14 protein-coding genes are annotated in these 19,976 nt (G+C 57.9%); 6 read left to right on the top strand and 8 right to left on the bottom strand.

Translation table 11 applies throughout. The features are described from left to right. Positions 1-47: 47 nt before the first annotated feature. The 3 genes from NKI95_RS16285 to NKI95_RS16275 are packed head-to-tail and all read right to left on the bottom strand — an operon-like array spanning position 48 to position 2,624. Positions 48-722 (bottom strand): sugar transferase, encoded by a 675-nt coding sequence (locus NKI95_RS16285; protein WP_352467096.1) that lies wholly within the window; start codon positions 720-722, stop codon positions 48-50. Continuing rightward, positions 719-1,855 (bottom strand): DegT/DnrJ/EryC1/StrS family aminotransferase, encoded by a 1,137-nt coding sequence (locus tag NKI95_RS16280; RefSeq protein WP_352467095.1) that lies wholly within the window; start codon positions 1,853-1,855, stop codon positions 719-721. Before NKI95_RS16280 ends, NKI95_RS16285 begins: the two co-directional genes overlap by 4 nt. Positions 1,856-1,901: 46 nt before the next feature. Beyond that, positions 1,902-2,624: a nucleotidyltransferase family protein gene (locus tag NKI95_RS16275; protein ID WP_023675619.1), complete on the bottom strand. Its 723-nt coding sequence runs from the start codon at positions 2,622-2,624 to the stop codon at positions 1,902-1,904. A 512-nt stretch (positions 2,625-3,136) separates the two neighbouring features. On the opposite strand from NKI95_RS16275, the gene NKI95_RS16270 reads away from it, so the two are divergent. Continuing rightward, entirely contained in the window at positions 3,137-3,814 is a 678-nt protein-coding gene (locus NKI95_RS16270) for a LuxR C-terminal-related transcriptional regulator (RefSeq protein WP_352467094.1), read from the top strand. A gap of 181 nt (positions 3,815-3,995) precedes the next feature. Here the strand turns inward: NKI95_RS16270 and NKI95_RS16265 are convergent, their stop codons facing one another. Then, positions 3,996-5,735 (bottom strand): sensor histidine kinase, encoded by a 1,740-nt coding sequence (locus tag NKI95_RS16265; RefSeq protein ID WP_352467093.1) that lies wholly within the window; start codon positions 5,733-5,735, stop codon positions 3,996-3,998. A gap of 287 nt (positions 5,736-6,022) precedes the next feature. Here NKI95_RS16265 and NKI95_RS16260 point away from each other — a divergent pair, with 287 nt between their 5' ends. The 5 genes from NKI95_RS16260 to NKI95_RS16240 all read left to right on the top strand — a co-directional run bounded on the left by NKI95_RS16260 (position 6,023) and on the right by NKI95_RS16240 (position 11,980). After that, positions 6,023-6,742, top strand: coding sequence for a helix-turn-helix transcriptional regulator (locus NKI95_RS16260; protein WP_502909169.1), 720 nt, complete (start codon positions 6,023-6,025; stop codon positions 6,740-6,742). A 279-nt stretch (positions 6,743-7,021) separates the two neighbouring features. Beyond that, positions 7,022-8,104, top strand: coding sequence for an NAD-dependent epimerase (locus tag NKI95_RS16255; RefSeq protein ID WP_352718271.1), 1,083 nt, complete (start codon positions 7,022-7,024; stop codon positions 8,102-8,104). Between the two features lie 441 nt (positions 8,105-8,545). Beyond that, positions 8,546-9,796, top strand: a complete 1,251-nt coding sequence (locus tag NKI95_RS16250) for a lipopolysaccharide biosynthesis protein (RefSeq protein ID WP_352718010.1) — start codon at positions 8,546-8,548, stop codon at positions 9,794-9,796. Continuing rightward, complete coding sequence (locus tag NKI95_RS16245) at positions 9,793-10,836, top strand: glycosyltransferase family 2 protein (RefSeq protein ID WP_352718009.1); 1,044 nt, start codon at positions 9,793-9,795, stop codon at positions 10,834-10,836. The genes NKI95_RS16250 and NKI95_RS16245 overlap by 4 nt, the downstream gene beginning before the upstream one ends. A gap of 97 nt (positions 10,837-10,933) precedes the next feature. After that, positions 10,934-11,980 carry a class I SAM-dependent methyltransferase gene (locus tag NKI95_RS16240; RefSeq protein WP_352718007.1) on the top strand — a complete coding sequence of 349 codons (1,047 nt, stop codon included), beginning with the start codon at positions 10,934-10,936 and terminating at the stop codon, positions 11,978-11,980. Positions 11,981-12,273: 293 nt separating this feature from the next. On the opposite strand, the gene NKI95_RS16235 is transcribed toward NKI95_RS16240, so the two are convergent. Genes NKI95_RS16235 through NKI95_RS16220 form a run of 4 tightly spaced genes read right to left on the bottom strand, consistent with a single transcriptional unit; the run spans position 12,274 to position 18,961 of the window. Then, positions 12,274-14,487 (bottom strand): GumC family protein, encoded by a 2,214-nt coding sequence (locus NKI95_RS16235; RefSeq protein ID WP_352718006.1) that lies wholly within the window; start codon positions 14,485-14,487, stop codon positions 12,274-12,276. Position 14,488: 1 nt separating this feature from the next. Beyond that, positions 14,489-16,483, bottom strand: coding sequence for an asparagine synthase (glutamine-hydrolyzing) (asnB, locus tag NKI95_RS16230; protein ID WP_352718269.1), 1,995 nt, complete (start codon positions 16,481-16,483; stop codon positions 14,489-14,491). A 4-nt stretch (positions 16,484-16,487) separates the two neighbouring features. Continuing rightward, positions 16,488-17,744, bottom strand: coding sequence for an O-antigen ligase family protein (locus NKI95_RS16225; RefSeq protein WP_352718005.1), 1,257 nt, complete (start codon positions 17,742-17,744; stop codon positions 16,488-16,490). After that, positions 17,741-18,961 (bottom strand): glycosyltransferase, encoded by a 1,221-nt coding sequence (locus NKI95_RS16220; RefSeq protein ID WP_352718004.1) that lies wholly within the window; start codon positions 18,959-18,961, stop codon positions 17,741-17,743. The genes NKI95_RS16225 and NKI95_RS16220 overlap by 4 nt, the downstream gene beginning before the upstream one ends. Positions 18,962-19,976: the final 1,015 nt, after the last annotated feature.

Genomic DNA, 19,976 nt, shown 5'->3' with positions numbered 1-19,976 from the left:
GGCACTGACTTTGCAAATCCACGAGAGCGCGGATGTCCCGCCTGCTCTCAAGTTCCGATCGGCGGCGGCGAAACGACGCCAAGCACCGCCAGCAGCCCGCGCACCATCCACACGACATCGGAGACGATTGTGCGCTGCGGATAATAGGAAAGGTCGAGCCTGGCTTTCGCAGGAAACAGAACCTCGCGGTAGAACAGTAGCGGGTCCACGGATCCCGGATAAAAATGCGCTTCATTCCGGAAGAGGACCTGGGCTGGACCCAGCAAGCCTGGCTTGTATTGTAAAATACCCTCGAAGCTCCCGCGAAAACAATCGGCGAAGACAAGGCTCTCCGGGCGGGGTCCGACGATTGCCATCTCGCCTCTGAAGACGTTCCAAAGCTGCGGCAGCTCGTCGAACTTGGTGGCGGCGAGGAACCGTCCTACCGGCGTCATGCGGCTGTCATAGGCCATGGTCAGCGCCAAGCCACCGGGATCGCATTGCACGCTGAACTTGCGGAACTTGTACATGCGGAATGGGCGAGCACCGGCCCCGACGCGGGTCTGCGTAAAGAAGATGGGCCGACCACCTTCCAGCAGCAGCGCCACGGCAATCAGCAGCATCAGCGGAGCGAAGACGATCGCCGCGGCCGCAGCAACGACGAGATCAATTGCTCGTCTCACAGACCCATGGGCGGCGCTCGAGACGTTAGGCCGGTGAATGGCTAGGTCCAGGGCATTCATGCGGCTGTTCCTGTCTGGGCGCAACTGTTAACCGCTGCGGCAAGAGCGACAACCACCGTTTCGACCAAAGGTGCTGTGACCTGCGGATGCAGCGGTACCGTCAGCTCGCGCTGCGCGAAATCTTCAGTGCGCGGTAAATGAGTACCGGGAATAAGCTCACGATAGAGCGTCATCTGGTGCACCGGCGGGTAGTGGATAGTGGTTTGTATCCCTTGCGCGCGCAGTGCGTCGATGACGTCTTGCCTGTCGGCGTAACGTGGCAAAAGGATAGGCATGATGTGGTAGGCCGACGTCCGCGGCTCGTGGAACGGGATGGTCACGGCCGGGCAATGCTTGGCTATGAGACGGCGATACAGCATGACCAGGATACGCCTGATCTCATTCCACTCCTGCAAATTTTGCAGCTGGACCAGTCCGATCGCAGCCCGCAATTCATCCATGCGATAGTTGAATCCGAGCATGGTGACATCATACTGAGGGGTGCGGCTGTTCAGCCTTTGACGTGTCCCGGTGGTCATCCCATGTCCACGCGCCTGGCGGATTGTCTCGAGCAGACCGGCATCCCTGGCGATCACAGCCCCGCCTTCCGCCGTGGTCATGTTCTTGTTGCCGTAGAAGCTGAAGGCGGCCGCGGCACCAAATGTCCCCACCTCCTTCAAGCCCGGCGCATGCGCCGCGTCCTCGACGATATGCAGCCCCCGGGCACGGGCGAACCTCTGCCATTGTTCCCGATCGGCGAGGTAGCCGGCGAAATGGACGAGAATGATTGCCTTGGTGCGGGTCGTGCATTTCGCTTCGGCTTCCACGATCGACATCAGCGGCACGTCGGCTGACTCGATGTCGACGAAGACCGGCGTCGCACCGACATAGAGGACCGCATTCGCGGTCGCCACGAAAGTCAAGGATGGCACCAGCACCTCGTCGCCCGGTCCGATACCAAGTGCGTGCAAAATGAGATGAAGTGCTGCGGTACAAGAGCTGACCGCGACGCAATCCTCCGCGCCATGCACGTCGGCAAAAGCTTGTTCGAAGGCTCGTACCTGCTCCCCCATGGTCAGCCAGCCGCTGTCGATGACCTTGGTCAAAGCAGTCTTCTCCGGCACACCCAAGATCGGGGCACTGACCAAGAGCATCACAACCTCCTAGACTGATAACTGTGGGACCGGGCTCGTGATTTCGTCATGCAGCCGTCGCAGTGACCTCGATCGACGCCGACTGGTCTTCCCAGGAAATGGTCTGTGCGTTCTGAAAGTCGTCGACGCGCCCGATATCGAGCCAGAGACCCTCATGCTTGTACACGTGCACGGTCGTGCCGTTCTGCATCATCTGCAGCATCAGGTCGTCGAACCCAAAGGGTATGCCGGATGGGATAAACTGCAGAACGTCCGGGTTCATGCAGTAAATTCCCATGCTGACCAAATGCGAGAGCGTCGGCTTTTCGCGAAAGACCTGCACGGTATTGTCGACTTCGTCGATGACGCCGAAATCCATCTTGATCAGGCGACAGGCTGTTGCGATCGTCACTGGATCGGTGTGCTTACGGTGCGCTGCTACAAATCGACTGAGGCTAAGATCCGTGAGGACATCGCCATTGAGAACGATGAATGGCTCCGTCAGTTCATCCCTGATCAAAGACAGCGGCCCGATGGTGCCAAGCGGCTCCATCTCCTGCGTATATCGAATTTTCAGGTTCCACTGCGAGCCATCTCCACACACGGTGCGGATCAAGTGGCCGAGATACCCGGTTGTAATATAGACTTCCTGAATACCGTTGCGTCGCAACCATTTCAGAAGCATCTCGAGAACCGGCCGTGCGCCGATCGGCATGAGCGGCTTCGGCAAGACCGAAGTGAAGGGGCGGAGGCGTGTTCCCATTCCTCCACATTGAATAACCGCTTTCATCCTGGTCCTCCCTTGTTCATTCGGCCTGAACGCTGTCGTCACGGGCCGGCTATCCTGCCCTGGTCAGCACCCGGGAAACGCGTTCTTGTCCCCTCAGAAGAACCGGTGAGATTTCCCGTAGAAGACCGGTGAGATTTCCCCACTGTCCCCTGATCCGGACATTGCATCTGGATGGTATGTGGCCGTCAGGGTGGATGTCGTCGTGCATTCGAATGGTAACAATTCAGCCGTTTTGCTGTTCTATGTCTTTAGACCTATAGCAGTGCTGAACGACCGACCGGTCTGTCAGCTGTCCAAAAGGTCAGAACGTATGTTCGATGACGTTCGGCGGGTTTCGCTCATAAGGGGCAAAAAAAAGAGGAGCGTTTCCCGTCATTTAAGATTATATTAGAAATCTGGCGTTTGCGGTGTTCGGGGTGCCGCAGCGTCGGCTGGATGAATCGACGAGTGGATGGCCACGACTTTCAGGCCATCACCGTTCAATCCATTCAGATAGGCGTTGGGGTAGTTCAATGTATCGAATCGTCATCGCCGACGATCACGGCTTGTATCGTCGCGGCTTGCGATTGGCACTGACCGCAGGCATTCCAGGTGTGGAGATATTTGAAGCGTCTTGTTTCGACGCGGTGCTCAGTTTGCTGGCCGAGCAATCGTTCGTGGACCTTGCGATCCTGGACCTGAATATGCCGGGCCTGTTCAATCAAGAAGTGCTCGGCGGGATTCTGTCTGCCTATCCGGACACGCGATTTGCGATCGTTTCGGGAAACGATTCGCGCTCGGAAATACTCACGGCTCTGTCGATCGGGCTTCACGGCTACATCGTAAAGTCCCAGACGGACGAAGAGGTTGTTTTGGCCGTCAACGAAATCCTCTCCGGCCGCATCTATGTTCCTGCACTTCTGTCACGCTCGGGTGCAACGCAAACAACCCACGCGCATACCCATTCCGACGACAAAAGCCCACAGAGGCGTACCGCTGGCGTCAACCTTGGCAGGCTGACCTCGAGGCAAAAGGAAGTGCTCAAGCTGATGGCGGAAGGCTATTCGAACAAGGAAATTGCGCGCGATCTGGAAATCGCGGAGGCGACCACGAAAATCCACGCTGCTGCGGTTCTGCGTGAGTTGGGGGTACGCAATCGGACCGAGGCTGCCGTTATGCTGAAGACTTGGCTTTCGAGACATGCCAGCTAGAACGCCGCGCGTCCTTTTGGACGTGCAAACGGCGTCCCAAGACTCCTCATGCATATTACTGCATATCCCAATGCCGCGGCGCAGCTTTGGGCCAACGACATTCTTGGAAGGAATCCTGCGCATCTCAAAGGCCGCTCAGCGACCCGCCTTTTGATATCTGCTTTCCGATTGGAGCACTGCACTACGAACCGATTTCCTTGCGTGACAGCCGCAGCGAATACCGCAACCCTTGGTCCGATATCTCCAGCTTGGGAGAGTGACCGACAAGCGGCGATCCATCCACTCCGATTATCATGGAACCGAAGCCATGACGGACTACGCTTGAGGTCCGCCGCCGCCCTGATTCCACCCACTCGAACACAATATCACTGCCTGTGTCTTCAGGTGCGAACGTCCAGCTTACGTCGATTCGGCCTTTTGGATCGCCAAGCGCTCCATATTTCATGGAATTGGTGGCAAGCTCGTGAACGATCATTGCAAAACTCTCGGCGGCGCCTCCCGACATCGCCACGGAAGGACCGCTGACCGATATGGCGCGTGTTCCCATATAAGGGTGCAACTCTTGCGCAACGAGATCGTTTATCGCCCCCGATACGCTGCCGTTGCGTGAAAGGAGCAGATGGGTTGCCTCGAGCGCGCGTATCCGGTCGATCAGCATTTCCTTGTATTTGGCGACGTTGTTTCCGGGAACATCGACCATCTTCACGAGCGCCGTGATCACCGCGAAAACATTGCCGAATCTATGACGCTGTTCCAGCATGATACGCTCCCGCTTCTTTGCCGCGGCGCGCAGCAGCATGGTTTGTCGTCTCTCGCTCAGGTCGGCAGCCACTCCAAGCCGCTGTCCACCATCGTCATGTCTTTCCTCCCTTCCGCGCAGGGCAACCCAGCGGATATGTCCGTCCGGTCGGCGGACGCGTATCTCAACATCGTAATCCGTGACCGATGGTGCGGACTTTCTCGATGCCGCCAGCTTTGGCCAGTCCGCCGGATGAACGACAGCTGATAGTTCCTCTAAACGGCGGCGATTGGCGTGGGCCAGGCCGAGAATGTCCCAGAACGTGTCGGAGCCCGTGACTGTCCCGTCTTTAAGGTCGATCCGCCACGTGGCCAAGCGTCCAGCAGACAGGGCGAGGTCGAGCCATTCCTTCTGAGCCCGAAGCGCTTCGTGAGCAGCTCGTCGGTCCGAAATATCATCGACCACCACGAAGATACTCTCCGAAAGAACCCCCTCGGGCACGGACGAAGAAAGCGTTAGACGAGCCCAGAATGCCGTACCGTCCTTTCGTGACAGACGCACCTCCGAAACGAACGAAGAAATGTCATTGCCCAGCCTCGCCAGCAATTGCGCCAAGGTGTGCCGGTCGTTCGGATGGGCGAGCGTATCGAGCTGCAATTGGGCAAGCTCCTCCTCCTTGTACCCGGTCATCTCACAAAGGCGTTTGTTGGACTGCAGCAACTCGCCTTTCTCGTTGGTGTTCGCGAATCCCATGGCAGCACGTTCGAAGGCCCAACGATAGCGGCTTTCGGTCGCTTCGACGGCAGCGAGCCTGGCCTCGGCGACTTCCAGCAACTCACGCAAGTCCTGCCGAAGGCGATGGAACGTCATGGCAATCACCCCGCCCGAAACCAGAAGCAGGATTGCGCGTGCCCAATCTCCATTTGAGATCTGATCGTGTCCTCGTGCCCACAGGCCGACAGCCACCATCAGAATGGTCGCAGCGAGCGCAGGTACGCGATCTTCGAGATAGGCGATAATAATAATAGCCGGAACAAATTCCAGAAAACTGGCGCCTTGCCCAATATAGCCGGACGATTTTATTTCAAATATCAGTGTGGCAGCTAATACCGATGCAGAGGCAATATGAGTTAGCAATCTGCCTGACGGGTTCGAATTCGACCTGCGCGACTGCGAGCTCATGGACACAGACTACAACCTTCTGACTAGCCCGTCGAGACTAGAGCAAAAAACGTACAGCTTAGTACCACTGCCGGATTGCCATACCGCTATCATAGCGCGCATTTTATCGGATGCAGCGGGGCCTAAGAGCTGCCTTAGAACTGTCAGATCATACTAAGTTTTCAAGGTGGTGATGCACATATCATCCGTCAGCGCATAGAAGACTAGAATCCAGCTAAACATAGAAGACTGTCTGAATCCCGATTACTTATTTCGGGCGTGTGAAACTTTTGGGTTAGGGGTAGAAAATGAATCTGATCGATAGAATCGATAGACAGGTCGATGCTTCTTCGAGCAATCGGTACATTGCTACGAGGACCAAGTATGATTTTGAGGCGCGGAATACGCGACCCTCTTCTGGTCACCTTCCCGATCGTGCATCGGATCCATTGGACGCAAGGCTCGGGGAACCAAAAGGCCGCAGTCTGGAATCCATAACCGGCGTGCTTGATCGCATTGGCTGTGGCTATCTCGTGCTGAATCGCGAAAGAAAAGTAGTCGAGTGGAACGCAGCCGCCCAAACCACGCTTGAGCGCCAGGGCGAAGCGGCCGACACGGCGAGCGGACTTACGGCCGCCCTGAGGCGGCTGATCGCGAATGTTCCGGGCCAATTCCTGCCGGGCTCGTTGTCCTGGGTCGTGATCCGCAGCAGGGGCGACCGGCCGGTGATACTGAACGAGAACGGCGTTATCGCTCCCGACGGAACGAGCATTGTGGCGTTGCTGGATCGGGACAACAGATCTGGGCCAAATCCTCGCACGTTGCAAAGAATGTTTGGCTTGACGAGCGCAGAAACGCACCTCGCCTTGCGCTTGGCTCAGGGCGACGCACCTTTGGAGATCGCTCGCAGCTGGCGTCTCAGCCGCACCACGATCCGTTCCCAGCTTGCCTCGCTGTTCGCCAAGACCGAAACAAAACGCCAGGCGGAACTGGTGGCCCTTCTTGGACGTATTTCGGTCCTGCCATAAGGGCCGGTCACTTGGACACAATCGCCGGACGTCGGCATCCGCCCGGGATTTGGTTGGCGCAAGTTGGAGTGTCATGACTTGGCAGGTCGTGCACCGCATTGCGCACTCCACCAGGTTCGATGCGCCGGCGTAAATATCGGAAGCCGCAATCCCGGACCGGCAAGTCGGTACTGTCGAACGGATTCGAAAGGCGACAAGTTGGACAACGATCTATGCAGCGAGTCTGTTCTTGCCGCAGCGGAGAAGGTGGAAATCGCTCGATCGCGTTCGGACCGCGCGGTGAAGAGACTTGCACGGACCGGACCGATCGTCGTCACCGGCGCGGCAGGCTTCATTGGTTTCCACGTCGCCTTGCGGCTTTTGCGTCTGGGTGTCGAAGTCATCGGCGTCGACAATTTCACCCCCTACTACGATCCACGACTCAAGGAAGCGCGCTTTGCGCGCCTCTGTGCCGAGTCCGGCTTCACTCCGATGCGAATTGATCTGGCGGATGCGGCGCGCGTCCAGTTGCTGTTTTCAGAAGTTCGACCTTCAAACTTTGTGCATCTCGCGGCTCAGGCCGGCGTGCGACATTCACTAGTTGACCCGCATGCCTATGTGCAATCGAACATAGTGGCGTTTCTCAACGTCCTTGAGGGCTGCCGGCACTTCGGTGTTAGTCACCTCGTCTACGCCTCCTCGAGCTCCGTCTACGGCTCAAATCGAACCATACCGTTTTCCGAGCATCACGGCGCCGATCATCCTGTCAGTCTGTACGCCGCAACCAAGCGTTCAAACGAATTCATGGCGCATTCATACAGTCACTTGTTCGGCTTGCCCGTGACCGGACTGCGCTTCTTCACCGTTTATGGCCCCTGGGGCAGGCCCGACATGGCGGTCTACATGTTCACGCGTGCGATTATCGAGGGGAACCCAATCGAAGTAGCCAATGCCGGCCGCGTGTGGCGAGACTTCACCTATATCGACGATATCGCTGAGGGCGTGGTTCGAGCACTTGCTGCACCGCCGCGGCCCGATCCGCATTGGGACCCTTGCACCGCCGACCCTGCTACAAGTTCCGCGCCGTATCGCGTCTACAATATCGGCAACGACCGGCCCGAGGAGATCAACCGGCTGATTTCGATCATCGAGACCGCCCTTGGCAGCCGGGCGCTTCGCGTGGATGTGCCGTTGCCGCCTGGCGACGTTCTGGAGACACGCGCCGACGTCAGCGATCTTCGCAAGGCCGTCGGCTTCGTCCCGACGACACGGCTTGAGGACGGAGTGCAACGCTTTGTCGAATGGTACCGGGACTTTCATGGAACAGATGCCGCGGCCAGCATACGGCAACAAACGTTGATGCATGTAGAGGCCACCGTGTGATCCGGCCTTATCGGAGCGACGGATCCACGCGTCCGCTATCCTGGTCGCGGCTGCTGGTCTGGTCAAAAGATCAAGCTGATGCCACATAGTGTAATGATGACATTTCCGGGCATCGATGCGCGATCCTCGCAGAATCAGCTCATCGCGGGCAACTCCAACGAGCGATCTCTATTCAGAGACTGCAGTTGTACTTGGCACGTAGCACAAAGAATTCGCCGCATCCGCGCTGTGCCGAACGATGTCATTCAGATGGATGATGGTGACGTTCAGGCCCCATCGTAAGCTCTGCTCAACCGCATTTTGCCTCCTCGGAATCGCGAGCTCATGTCCCAAAGCTACTTTCTGAGATCCAGGACGGTTCCTACGGTCGAGAAAATAATCACCCGTGTTCCTCCAAGCCCGATCGGCGGTATTCTTCGCGCGGCAGGAGGCGTTTCGGCCATGGCGATTGCCGGCCAGCTGACCCTCGTCGCCGCTATTCCCGTTTTGGCCCGGCTCTATTCCCCGGCAGATTTCGGGATCTTCACGATTTATCTGTCGATCGTAAACATCCTCGGTGCGATCGCAGCACTGCGTTTCGAGGCCTCTCTTTATGGGGTCAAGGACAGTGCGCAGGCATATGTGACGGTTAAGCTCATTCTCCTGGCTGTCTCGGTGACGAGTGTCCTGGCCTTTGCGGCAGGACTGCTGTGGGCGAGCATCGCTCCAGCGCGGGTTGGCCACCTCGCCTGGCTTGTTCCACTTGGGATGGGGGGCGCCGGTCTCGTCGAAGCAATGAACTGCTGGAGTCTGCGCGTAGGCCTGCTACGCGACTTCGCCCTCGGCCGCCTGATTTTGCCGGTGACCATGGCCCTGCTGCAACTAACTTTTGGGCTCGCCCATTTCGGAGGTGAGGCGATGGTGCATGCTCATATCCTGAGCCAATTCGTCTTCATCGGAATCCTCGGCTCTCGGATTCTGAGCAGGAAGGACATAGGCGGCATCGCCCGAGCGCCGTGGCGGACCGTCTTTGCCGTCGCCAGGCGAGAATACAAGTTTCCATTGTTCGACATTCCCTCGGCCCTAGCGAGTTTTGCCATCATCAATCTTCCCGCAATACTCGTGGGTTCGCTGTTTGGCGCCGCTTTTGCCGGTTACCTGGGAGTTGCGTCGCGGCTGGTGACTGCACCCGTCACGCTGATCGCCAACCCGCTTAGCAATGTTTTTGTATCTGAGGCGAACAAAACCAGCAGTCGCGCCCATTTGCTCGGCACCGCGCACGGCCTCTTGATGCTTTCAGCCGGCCTCACTGCATTGCCAATATTAGCGCTTGGCCTAGCCGCGCCATATATCGTCGTTCCCCTCCTGGGCGCGCCTTGGGTTCCCGCCGCAGACATTATGACCGCGCTGGCGTTCATGGGTGCTACGCAGGCGTTGTCGACACCGCTTCAAGATGTCCCAGCTCTTCTGCGGCGGCAAGAGGTACGACTTCTCGTCGACGGCGCGCGGACGGCGCTTGTATTTGGCCCGCTACTCGCCGGTGCTGAGGCAGGTTGGGAACCACTCAAAGTCATTTATCTGATGGCGGCCGGCGGCGCCGTCGGGTTTGCACTGAAAACGGCGGCCTCTCTGTATCTTCTCCACCACAACGTTGAACCGGCGGGAGCCGCCATACCAAAGCAGAGTCATCATCTCGAGGGAAAAACACCATGAAGCAATCGCAGCTTGATCAGCTTCAAACGACCGATGTGGTTGACCAACATCATCGCGCTGATGCTTCGCGACTGCGCCCTTTCATTTCAGTTGCCATCCCAACCTTTCGCCGACCGGACACGATCCGCCGGGCGATGGATAGCATTCTGAGTCAAGATTTTGCCAGTTGGGAGCTGGTCGTCAGCGACGACGAGGGCCGAGAGGGAGCGACCTGGGCAATCGTGGCCGAGTATTCACGGACCGAGCCTCGCATCCGAATTGTCGAGAACGGCCGGGGCCGGGGTCAGGTCGAGAATACCAACAACGCCATGCTCGCTTGCGTTGGAAAATGGATCAAGCTGCTCCATGACGATGACTGGCTCGCCCCAGGCGCACTCAAGACCTTTGCCGAGGTTTCCACCAAGCATCCCTCGGCTGCATTCATGACCTGTGCAGCGAACATAATTGAGGACGATCGGATGAAATTCCGATTGCCACCGCAAGGGCGACAACGGATCTCCGTCTACTCGAGCCAGCAATGCCTGACGGACCTCTATCTGGTCCGTACGACGCGGAGCCTTGGGATCATCCCGTCGACGCTGTTGATCAATCGCGACGTCATTCACGCGGGTTGCCTGATGCGCGCGCACAATTCAATCCCGGCCGGAGTCGACCAGCTGTTCTTTGTTGACCTGGCCTGCCACGGAGACATGGTTGCAATAAGTGACGGCTTGATCTTCTACGATGCTACGAATCACCCGAGCATCACTACAACTAAGAGTTTCGATGAAGTTGATCAAGTAACTCTTGCTGTCAAAGAGCTTAATTGGAATCTAATTCAGGATCGTAAACACCTCCCTCGCCCCGAGACTTTGTTACGGGCGCTACGGGTTGCTCGTATTCCTAGCAGATTCCACCAGCAGTCCTGGCGAGCGACGATCCAAGATGCCATGCAAATTCTTCGTCCATCAGTTATGAAAATTGCGAGCCAGCACATTCTTACTTACGTGTTCGCGATCCGCCCGAGACTGGGCCGGTTGCGTAGCCGGAGACGAATTTAGCGTGGCGGCATCGTCGAGGGCCTGCCTTGGGCCGGCTGCTACGCATTCTATACCGTCGAAGGCGGCTTTCCTTCGTCCAGGCTTCAGGGATAGCGAGATGACCATTTGTCCGGCGTGTGGCAGTGTATCAACCGCAAAATTGTTCGAAGTGACAGCAGACGAGGCCTCTCGACATTTCATCAATCCGCGTCAGGACCCCGATCGCTCTCGAAAGTTAACAAGCCACCTGTCGGATCTCTGGGGCAGTAACACTTGCGACATTCGCAAATGCGCAGATTGCGGATTCGGTTTCGCAGATCCGTTCGTCGCCGGCGGCTTTGAGTTTTATAACTTAGCCTGGGCGTACCCTTCTTATCCAACTATGAAATGGGAATATGCAAGGACAATCGAAGAGCTCGCGGGCCTGAATACTGGCGGAAAGACTGCTCTCGAGGTGGGATCGGGGTTCGGGTATTTTCTCGACCGCATCAACAACAAATTCTTCCATACTTCGGATATTTCTGCGGTCGACTACAACGAAACGGCGCGATCAGTTTTGGCGTCAAAAGGCTTCAAGACCTTTGCGAGCGATTTTCGGGAGGACAGCTTCGATTCTATGAAAGAGGCCTTCGATTTTATTTTCATGTTTCAGGTCTTCGAGCATATGGACCAAGTGGATGAGGTTTTTGCTCGCTTAAAATATCTTCTGAAGGCGCAAGGATCTGCCTTCATTGCCGTGCCAAATGAAAACAGAACGTACTATATGGAGTCTCACGGCTCGCTCGTAGACATGCCACCAAACCACATTGGCCGATGGACGAAAGAAGCCTTCGATGCCATATGTCGGCGGCACGGCTTGCAATTGAGCAAATGCGAGCGCGAGCCGTTCAATCTCGCCAAATTCCTGAAGCAAGACATCGTCCACAGCTTTTTGCGAAAGGGACAAAAACCAGGTAGTGTGAGTGAGTTCGTGCGGGCCCTGCCGCGAAGCAAAGCGCAACGAATGGCGCAAGGTTTGACTGCCCTTGCGATTTCACCGTCACGCTTGCCGGCATGGGCATACGCCATCAGGAACGCATCTACGATGGGCGGGAGCGCACTCTGGGCGAAAATCGACAAAGTCTCGTCACCTGCGCTACGGATTCATCGCCAAGCCAAGCAGTAATGAGCGGTGCGCCATGCCGCTTGCAGCGGGAAGGTGATTTTGACATCACCAGGCTGCGGGACCTGCCAAGCAGACGAAGGACGGCGTCAGGGGCGTCGCCTCAGGTGTGGGTTCCGGAATTCATGAATGCCCGTCCGGCGGCACTTCGGACCCACGCTCCGGATGGACCTCTCCGCGACAACCCCAGCTACTGGCGGATGGCCCGCGCCCAGCAGCCGATCGGCGTAGCGCCTAAAGCGGTGATTTTCAACCAGGCGGTGGCGGGAAGTACGCAACAATAAAAGCCGCGCTCGTCATGCCCTCTCCAGCAAGAGATCAGCGCTGTCCCCGAACCGGTAACCCGCGTGCTTCCTGAGATTAACCTTCGTGAGAACGCTGGCGACGGGAACCGAAGCTGGCGTATCGCCCGCAAGCAGGTCTAGAACGCCTCGCGCGATGCTGCGTCGCGTTTTCGCCCAGCGAACGGCGAAAAGAACCACGTCACCCCAGCCTGTCAGGAGTCTGGCCTCTGGTCCCTCAAGCCCCAGCGGTCCATTTATGATGACCACCCGATAGACCGAGTGCAGTTCATCTTTGAAAGGGGAGCCATCGACACTGGACAGCAAGGGCAGCAGATCCTCCGACGGTGCGAGCGCCATGAAATCGATTCCGATTGCCGACATTCCAGCTATCGCATCGTGCAGCGCACAACGGTCACTGATATAGTCTCCGAAAAAATTGTGCGGCTTACGTGCGCTGAATTCCTTCACAAACTCGCCTGTAAGGCGGCGGTCCGTGCGGTCCAGATCAATAAAGAGTACTCGCCCTGCAAGTCTGGTGGCCGCCAAGGCCATGCTCCATGCGAGCTCGGTCTTGCCATCATCCTCACCGCAGGATGTTATCAAGATTATGTTCGAGCAATCTCTCGCCCGTTGGGGCGCCGCGGCGACAAGCAGGGCCGTCACGGCGCGGCTGTATCTGGACTCCTGCTGGCCTGAAACCAGCTGCTGCAGTCGCTTCGCGTGCGTTGTGGCAGCCTGGGGTATTAGCCCGAGGCACGGAACCTTGAGCGCTGCTTCAGCTTCGGCCTCTCCGCGCAAGGTGCTATCGAAGCGTTGGCGGACAAGTATGAATATCCCCCCAATCAGGCCAAACACGACCATGCCGGGCGGAATAAGAAATATCGGCGAAAGAGTCGTTGGATTGGTAGGGGGCCACGCCGCTGAGAGAAGCCTGACTCCGGGGGATGGACTTGCAATACGCCGCGTCAAGTCTTGTTGCCGGGTCAAAAGGTCGTTGTAGCGCTGCGTCAGGATGCTGACCTGCGGCTCGAGAGCGCGCAATCCGGAAAGCCGGCCGGCTGTGTCGGCTACGACCGCATCCAGGACATCCTTGCGCTTTTGCAGCGCCGCAATCTGAGAGCGATAGATGTTGGCCTCGGCAGCGGCGCTGGCGATTTCTTGGTCAATCTGACGGTCGATCGCATCTGTGACGTCCTCATCTGTCGTGTCGTTGGCCTGGCGTGCCAAGAGATCGGCCAGCACCGGTGATCCGACGGCTTCGGCGATCGAGGCAACCGACGCGCCCCGCTTTCGCAAGTCCTGAATGTGTTGGAGTCGAGATTCCGATGCGGAGAGATCCGCTTTCGACAAGGAGATTTGCTGGGTAAGTTCGACTATCTCTTTGGCGGCATTGTCCGCTGCACCTTGGTCGACCGCGCCATGGCTCAGCCGATACCTCTCAAGACGATCGGTCGCTTCTGCGAGACTGTTTTGTGTAGCTGGAAGTCCGGCAACTATCGATTCGAGTTCCAGTCTGTCCGATGCTTGGCTTTTCCTTGCCAGATCGCCAATATACACTTGGGCGAACGTGTTGGCGATCAAGGCGGCCCGCGCCGGATCGTGATCGGTGAAGCCGACACTGATGACCCTCGATCGCAGCTCCTGGCCGATCCTTATACCCTTGCGCAGTATCTTGAGCTCAGCCGCATCTGGCTCCGCCGGAGTGCTTCGCGGCCAAATTTTGGCTAGCAGATCGGCTGTACCCGAGCGCTTCGGCGGCTCAAGGCCCGCAGGGTTAGCAGCAGAATTTTCGGTGCCAGCATCAACCTTTGTAGTACTGTTGAGAGCGTCCGTTTTGCGCAACGCTGCCACCACGCTTCGCAGATGGCTTTGCGACGAGAGCATGGTTATATGGTCGTCAATGCTGGAATCCAGCGCATCCTGAGCAGAGACCAAGCCGCCGGCAGGTCCCGCTCTGCTGGGTGCGTCGACGATCACCTGTGTGGTGGCTTCATACAGGGCAGGCCGTGCAAGACCGGCAAGCGCGGCTAATACGCCGCCGCTGACGACCATGGTCATCAGGAACCATTTTTTTCTTGCCAGGGTAACGAGGAGCTGATGGAACGGGGTTTGCGTGTCCATCTGTTCGCGTAGCTGACGTTTCATGCGCGGAGCGATTTCGCGCGCAGGCACGTGCATTTCGTTAACGTGCGGAAGGTGGATGCGGCTAACTATGGACCCTTCCATCTTAATCTCCTGTAAGTTCGGGCACGCGAGAACCCGTTGCGGGCGGCGATGGCCGCCTTGCCTCGTTGTGCCAGGCCTGGAACATCAAAGCGGGCCACAATTTGCGAGAATGGTCGTGCCTGCCATCAACGTGATCGCGCCAGCACGCATCGAGCTCCGCAAGGTCGAAAATCCCGTCTCCGGACAAGCGCATATCGGCGACAAGATCGTTTGCCCAACTGAGCAGCGGGCCTCTCAGCCAGACTGCTATTGGAACATCAAAACCCTGCTTCGGCCGCTCGATCAGCCGCTGCGGAACGTACCGGCGCAACAACTGACGAAGGATCCACTTGCCTTTGCCATTACGAACCTTCGTATTCGTCGGCAGGCGCCAGGCAAATTCGACAACACGATGATCGAGCAGCGGGCACCGCCCCTCGAGGCTATTGGCCATGCTGGCGCGGTCCAGCTTCACCAATATATCCCCGGGCAGGTATCCGGCCATATCGTCATACAAAAGCCGGGACAGCAGCCCATCAAGCCGGTGCTCGACGTGAATTGATGAGGATGGCTGGTGGAGGCTCAGGTTCTCGGTCGATGATCCCGTAAGTCGCCGATACAACTCGTCCTCATTGGCTGCAGCGAGCAGCTGAGCGAGGCGATTCAGCCGATCCCCCCGAAGCGCATGCCGTGCACCCTCCGAAAGCGGCAGCTTGCCGACGAGATCGTGACGGGCTGCACGGGCCAGTAACCCAGTGCCTGCCGCGAGCGCCCGACGCAGTGCTGACGGCAGAGTATGCTGTCGTCGCAGACGGGCCGCCATGAAGTGGCGGGCGTAGCCGGCGAAGCATTCATCGCCACCGTCGCCCGACAGAGCCACCGTAACGTGCCGGCGGGCGAGCCGCGCCACCAGCAGAGTTGGTATCTGCGATTCGTCAGCGAAAGGCTCATCCCAGATCTGCGGCAGTTCTGGAATGACGTCGCGCGCTACGGCAGCCGAAAGGTGGAGTTCGGTATGGTCGGTGCCCAGATGCCGCGCGACTTCCGCGGCGTGCGGAGCCTCATCGAACCCGCCCTCTCCGAAAGCGATCGTGAACGTGCGCACGGGCTTTTCCGATTGAGCCTGCATCAGGGCCACAACCGTCGAGCTGTCTATTCCGCCCGACAGGAAGGCCCCAAGCGGGACGTCAGCGATCATGCGCTCCCGAACGGCAAGCCGAAGCAGGCCGTCCAGTTCATCGGTGAGTTCCTCGTCGCTGCCGGCGACCTGCTCCGTCCGCCCTTTCGTGGCGGCTTCGGCCAGCGACCACCAGTGTCGAATGCGATGCGACAGGGAGGCGACACTGCGTTCCCCGGAGAACTCAGCGGCCGTTACCGACAGGACCGAACCCGGCGGCAGCTTGAATACGCCTCGCCAAATGCAGCTGTCATCCGGTACCCATCCCTTCGAAAGCATTGCCGCGGCCGCATCGATATCGAGCTCCTGGCAAAACCCTGGAAAACGGTTGATCGCCTTCAACTCGGAAGCAAAAACAAGTGCATCGCGTGTTGAGGCGACATAAAGCGGCTTTTTGCCCATTCGGTCGCGGGCGAGATGGAGCGTCCTTGTCTTAAGGTCCCATAATCCTAAAGCGAACATGCCGGCGAAACGCGTGAGTGCTTTTTCGAGGCCCCAACTCTCAACTGCGGCGAGCATGACTTCGGTATCGCTGGCGCTCCGAAAATGATGGCCTGTACTCTCCAGCTCACGGCGCAAATCACGGAAATTGTATATTTCGCCGTTGAATGTGATGACATATCGGCCGCTTTCGGAATGCATCGGCTGACAGCCAGCCTCCGACAAGTCAACGATTGCCAGCCGCCTGTGACCGAAGGCGACACCCGATTCACAGTTTACCCAGAATGCCTCGCCATCCGGCCCGCGGTGGCGAAGTGCGGCCGTCATCTGCCCTATTGCCCTGAGCGGCCTCGTGTCCGCTGAATCGGATGCAAGAAGAATTCCGGCAATACCACACATACCATTACCCCGGATTGTTGGAGATTGCAGAAACTGCTTTCGGCGTACCGGCGACAAGGCAGATGGTCAGCGCAAACCACACGATCGGGTGGCGGATGATCAGGTGCGGCATCCCGAAGATGATGATTGACACCACGAGCGCTAACAGCGCGTCGAGCTTCGCACGCCAAACCGACATGATGGCGGCGCCGACGATCCAGACCAGCGCCAGAACCGCAATGAGACCACCTTGAGTGTACAGGTCCAGGATCGTGTTGTGAGCCTCGAAGGGTCGTTCCAGAAATTGCGAGTCGAACACTGATGGGCGCTCGAGATGCGGACCTGGACCAAGGCCAAGCGATCCGGACTCGGCGCCCTTCTCCAACGCTTCGTCCCAGAGATGCACGCGGAGCGCGGCGGTTTCCGCAGTAGCCTCGCCGCCCTTGTCCTTGGTCAGGCCCTTGGCGAAGTTTTCGAGGACGCTCGCCTCCGTTACGGCATAGGGGGTTATCGCCATCGCCAACGGAAGGATACCGACAAGCAACAGGAGGACGGCTTGCCGTGAAAAGCTGATCCCGTTGCCACCGGTCTTGAGCCATGTCCTGATCCGCAGCCCGAGGAATGTCAGGCAGGTCAGGATGCTGGTGTACAAATAGGTATCGCTCTTTGTCAGCCTCCCGACATAGAAGGTCAGGAACAAGCTGGCGATCCCAAGAAACCTGCCCCATCGGTTGCTGGTGGTGGTCGCAAGATGCAAGGCTAGCGGGCCAAAGATTGCGCAGTAGAGCGCGAGCTGGTTTGGATTATGCGACCAGCCACGAAAGCGGTCCCAGTACCAGGGATCGACGCCAGCTCGGGGGATCCAGCCCCAGCCCTGTCCCAGCTGAATGGCAAGGGCCATATTCGCGATGCCCACAACCCACCAGCCAGTACGACGCAGACGGCGATCAGCCTCGGGTTCTGCAGCGGCAAGGCACGTGACGCTGACCAACAGCAGGTAGGCCATCGTATCGTGCATCAGGCCCGTCAGGTACAGAATTGTGGTCAGATAGCCGACAACGGTGCCGACCCCGAGAGCAAGCGCCATGATCGTCCAGTAGCTTGCAAGGAGTGTCAGCGCCGGCCTGGTCTCCAGGCGACCGCCGGCCAGCACGCGCGCAATCGAGAGCATGATCCAAAGCACAAGGAGTAGTTCGCCAATCCCCAAGGGCGATCCAGGAATGTCGAGTTGCACCGCATAGGTCATTGCGAGGCCGCAGGCCAGGATCGCGTCCCGGATCATCGGCGCACATCCAATCTGCTTCTCGCAGCACCCTCTCCAAACAAGATCGGAGACGCCGGTCGGGCGAGATCGCTGTGGGATTTGGCGCCAAGGATATTTTTGTACAGATCGCAATATTGGGCCACCACCCGCGGCAGCGCGAACTGCTCCCGGACAAGTTCGACAGAACGACCGCCCATGACTTTTCCGCGACTGCGGTCGGACAGGATGTCAACTATTCGAGATGCAAGGCGATCGGCGTCGTGCGGTTGGACAAGGTAGCCGTTCCATCCATCCTCGACCACTTCATTGCAGCCGGGCATCTTTGAGGCGACGATGGGCAATCCCGCCAGCCCTGCCTCGAGCAGGACGCGCGGGATTCCTTCTCGATATTGTGTGGGGAAGGCGAACACGTCGGCCATACCAAGAAGGGCTGGAACATCGCGTCGTGGGCCAAGCGCGATGACATGAGGAGCGTGTCGATCGATTTCCAACTTGTCGACTGCAAATGGACCTTCGGACTCCCAAGGGCCGACAAGCACGAAACGAGCATTAGGCCTTTTAGAAAGGACGCGGGGGACTGCTTGAAGCAGTACCGGGATGCCCTTCTGGCGGGTCAACCGGCCAACAAAAATTACGATCTCTGCTGACTGGAGCCCGAGTTCCTGGCGCATTTTCGTTGCCGGCGGAGCAAGATGCCTCGCCATGGCGAACGCATCGACGTCGATGCCAGAACTGCGGATGACTCTTCCGCTGCCGGGTTCAATCAATCGAAAGCGCTTGAAGAAAGCCTCATCGTCCCGATTCTGAAACACCGTCGCTGCCGTCCAGAAGGAGGCAAGCCATTGCAATCCGCAAAAGATTGGACGCAACGCCAGAGCCCGCGGTTCCAGCGAGGAGAATGTCCAGCCCAGGCCGTTGATCGTGCGCACGACCGGCACCGTTCCGCGCACCGAAAACGGTGCCAGCAGGTTGGGCTTGGTGTCGAAACTTTGGACGATGTCAGGCCGGAGTTCCGCAACCAATTTCCGAATCGCTCTTACGGCGGTCCACTCGCCACTGCCGCTGGCAAATCGGTCGAAACCGTAGCGGCGATGCGGAATGCCATGCCGCAAAAACGCAGCCTCATCGCCGGTCGAAACTGCAGTGACCCGGAAGCCGCTTTCGCGCAGCGACATTAGGAACGGAATTCTCAGGGCGTGATCTTCGCCTCCCACACAAACGAGATGCGGATTCATCCCGAAGCTCCCGTCCGTGCGCCGTGTTTCGGCCGCGTGAAGTAACTGCCTTTCGCATCTGCTTTCATGGTTTTGCTTCGTTACTTCTGTGCGCGTGAAAGGGTACGGTAGGAGGAGGCTTGCCTACTGTCCTCGTCTGTTTGAATGAGGTAAACCGCATTGGGATCACGGCCTTACGCATATCGCGAAGCACCTCGACAGCATCTTGTGGGTACGCGGATGAATTGCGCCTCGAACTCTAGGGAGTTGTGCCAAGCCGGACTCGCCACTGATAAGACAACCGAAGAAAGCGCTTCCGACAGTCGTGCGCTGTACGGCTGCTCTACGCTGGGATTCCTAAGCTCCCTGTCCGGGTCCGCGTGCTACCAGGCATGATGATCAGCCCCTCAGCCACAACCCCTGACGCGACTTGCCTCCTTGCGACCAGCGGATAAGCCGATTCGACCCCCTCCGATGTCGGAAACCTGATCTGCCGACCGATATCCGGCGACGAGCGCGCAGACGCCTACAACTTGTCCACAACTAATTGGTTGCGGCAATGAGACTGTGGAGGGGCTTGGCTCTCAGATTAAACGTTTGTCTGATCTCTTAATTGGCAGATGAACAGTCGAATAGAAATTTATTTCACAATTGCATTCCGCAACACGCAAGCTATTTTTTTAGACCATGAAACTACCGATCTCCAATTAAATCAGATAATCTGGATAGATATACGGACGTAAAGCGATGATATTCTTGATATCTATTGAATATCTCTATTTAGATTTCTCCTTCCGTGCGAGCGTTCCTATTGGCGATCAACCATTCTATCAGAGCCTGCAGGTATGTGATTTGGCGCTAATATACACCCTCTAGTAGGCAAGCCCCGGGGCGCTATCGAATGAGACAAAGGAATATTGGATGGCAACTCTGCACTACGCATCGGGTGGATCCGCCACCGAAATCGCAACCGCCGGCTTCAATCTGGCTGACGTTCAGTATGTTTCGCTGGTCAACGCATTGCCGGATGGCATGA

The sequence above is a fragment of the Mesorhizobium sp. M0306 genome (genome assembly GCF_040321655.1).
In the GTDB taxonomy this organism is placed as follows: Bacteria; Pseudomonadota; Alphaproteobacteria; order Rhizobiales; family Rhizobiaceae; genus Mesorhizobium.
The sequence above is the reverse complement of the archived record's forward strand: the minus strand, read 5'-3'. Positions and strand labels throughout refer to the sequence as shown.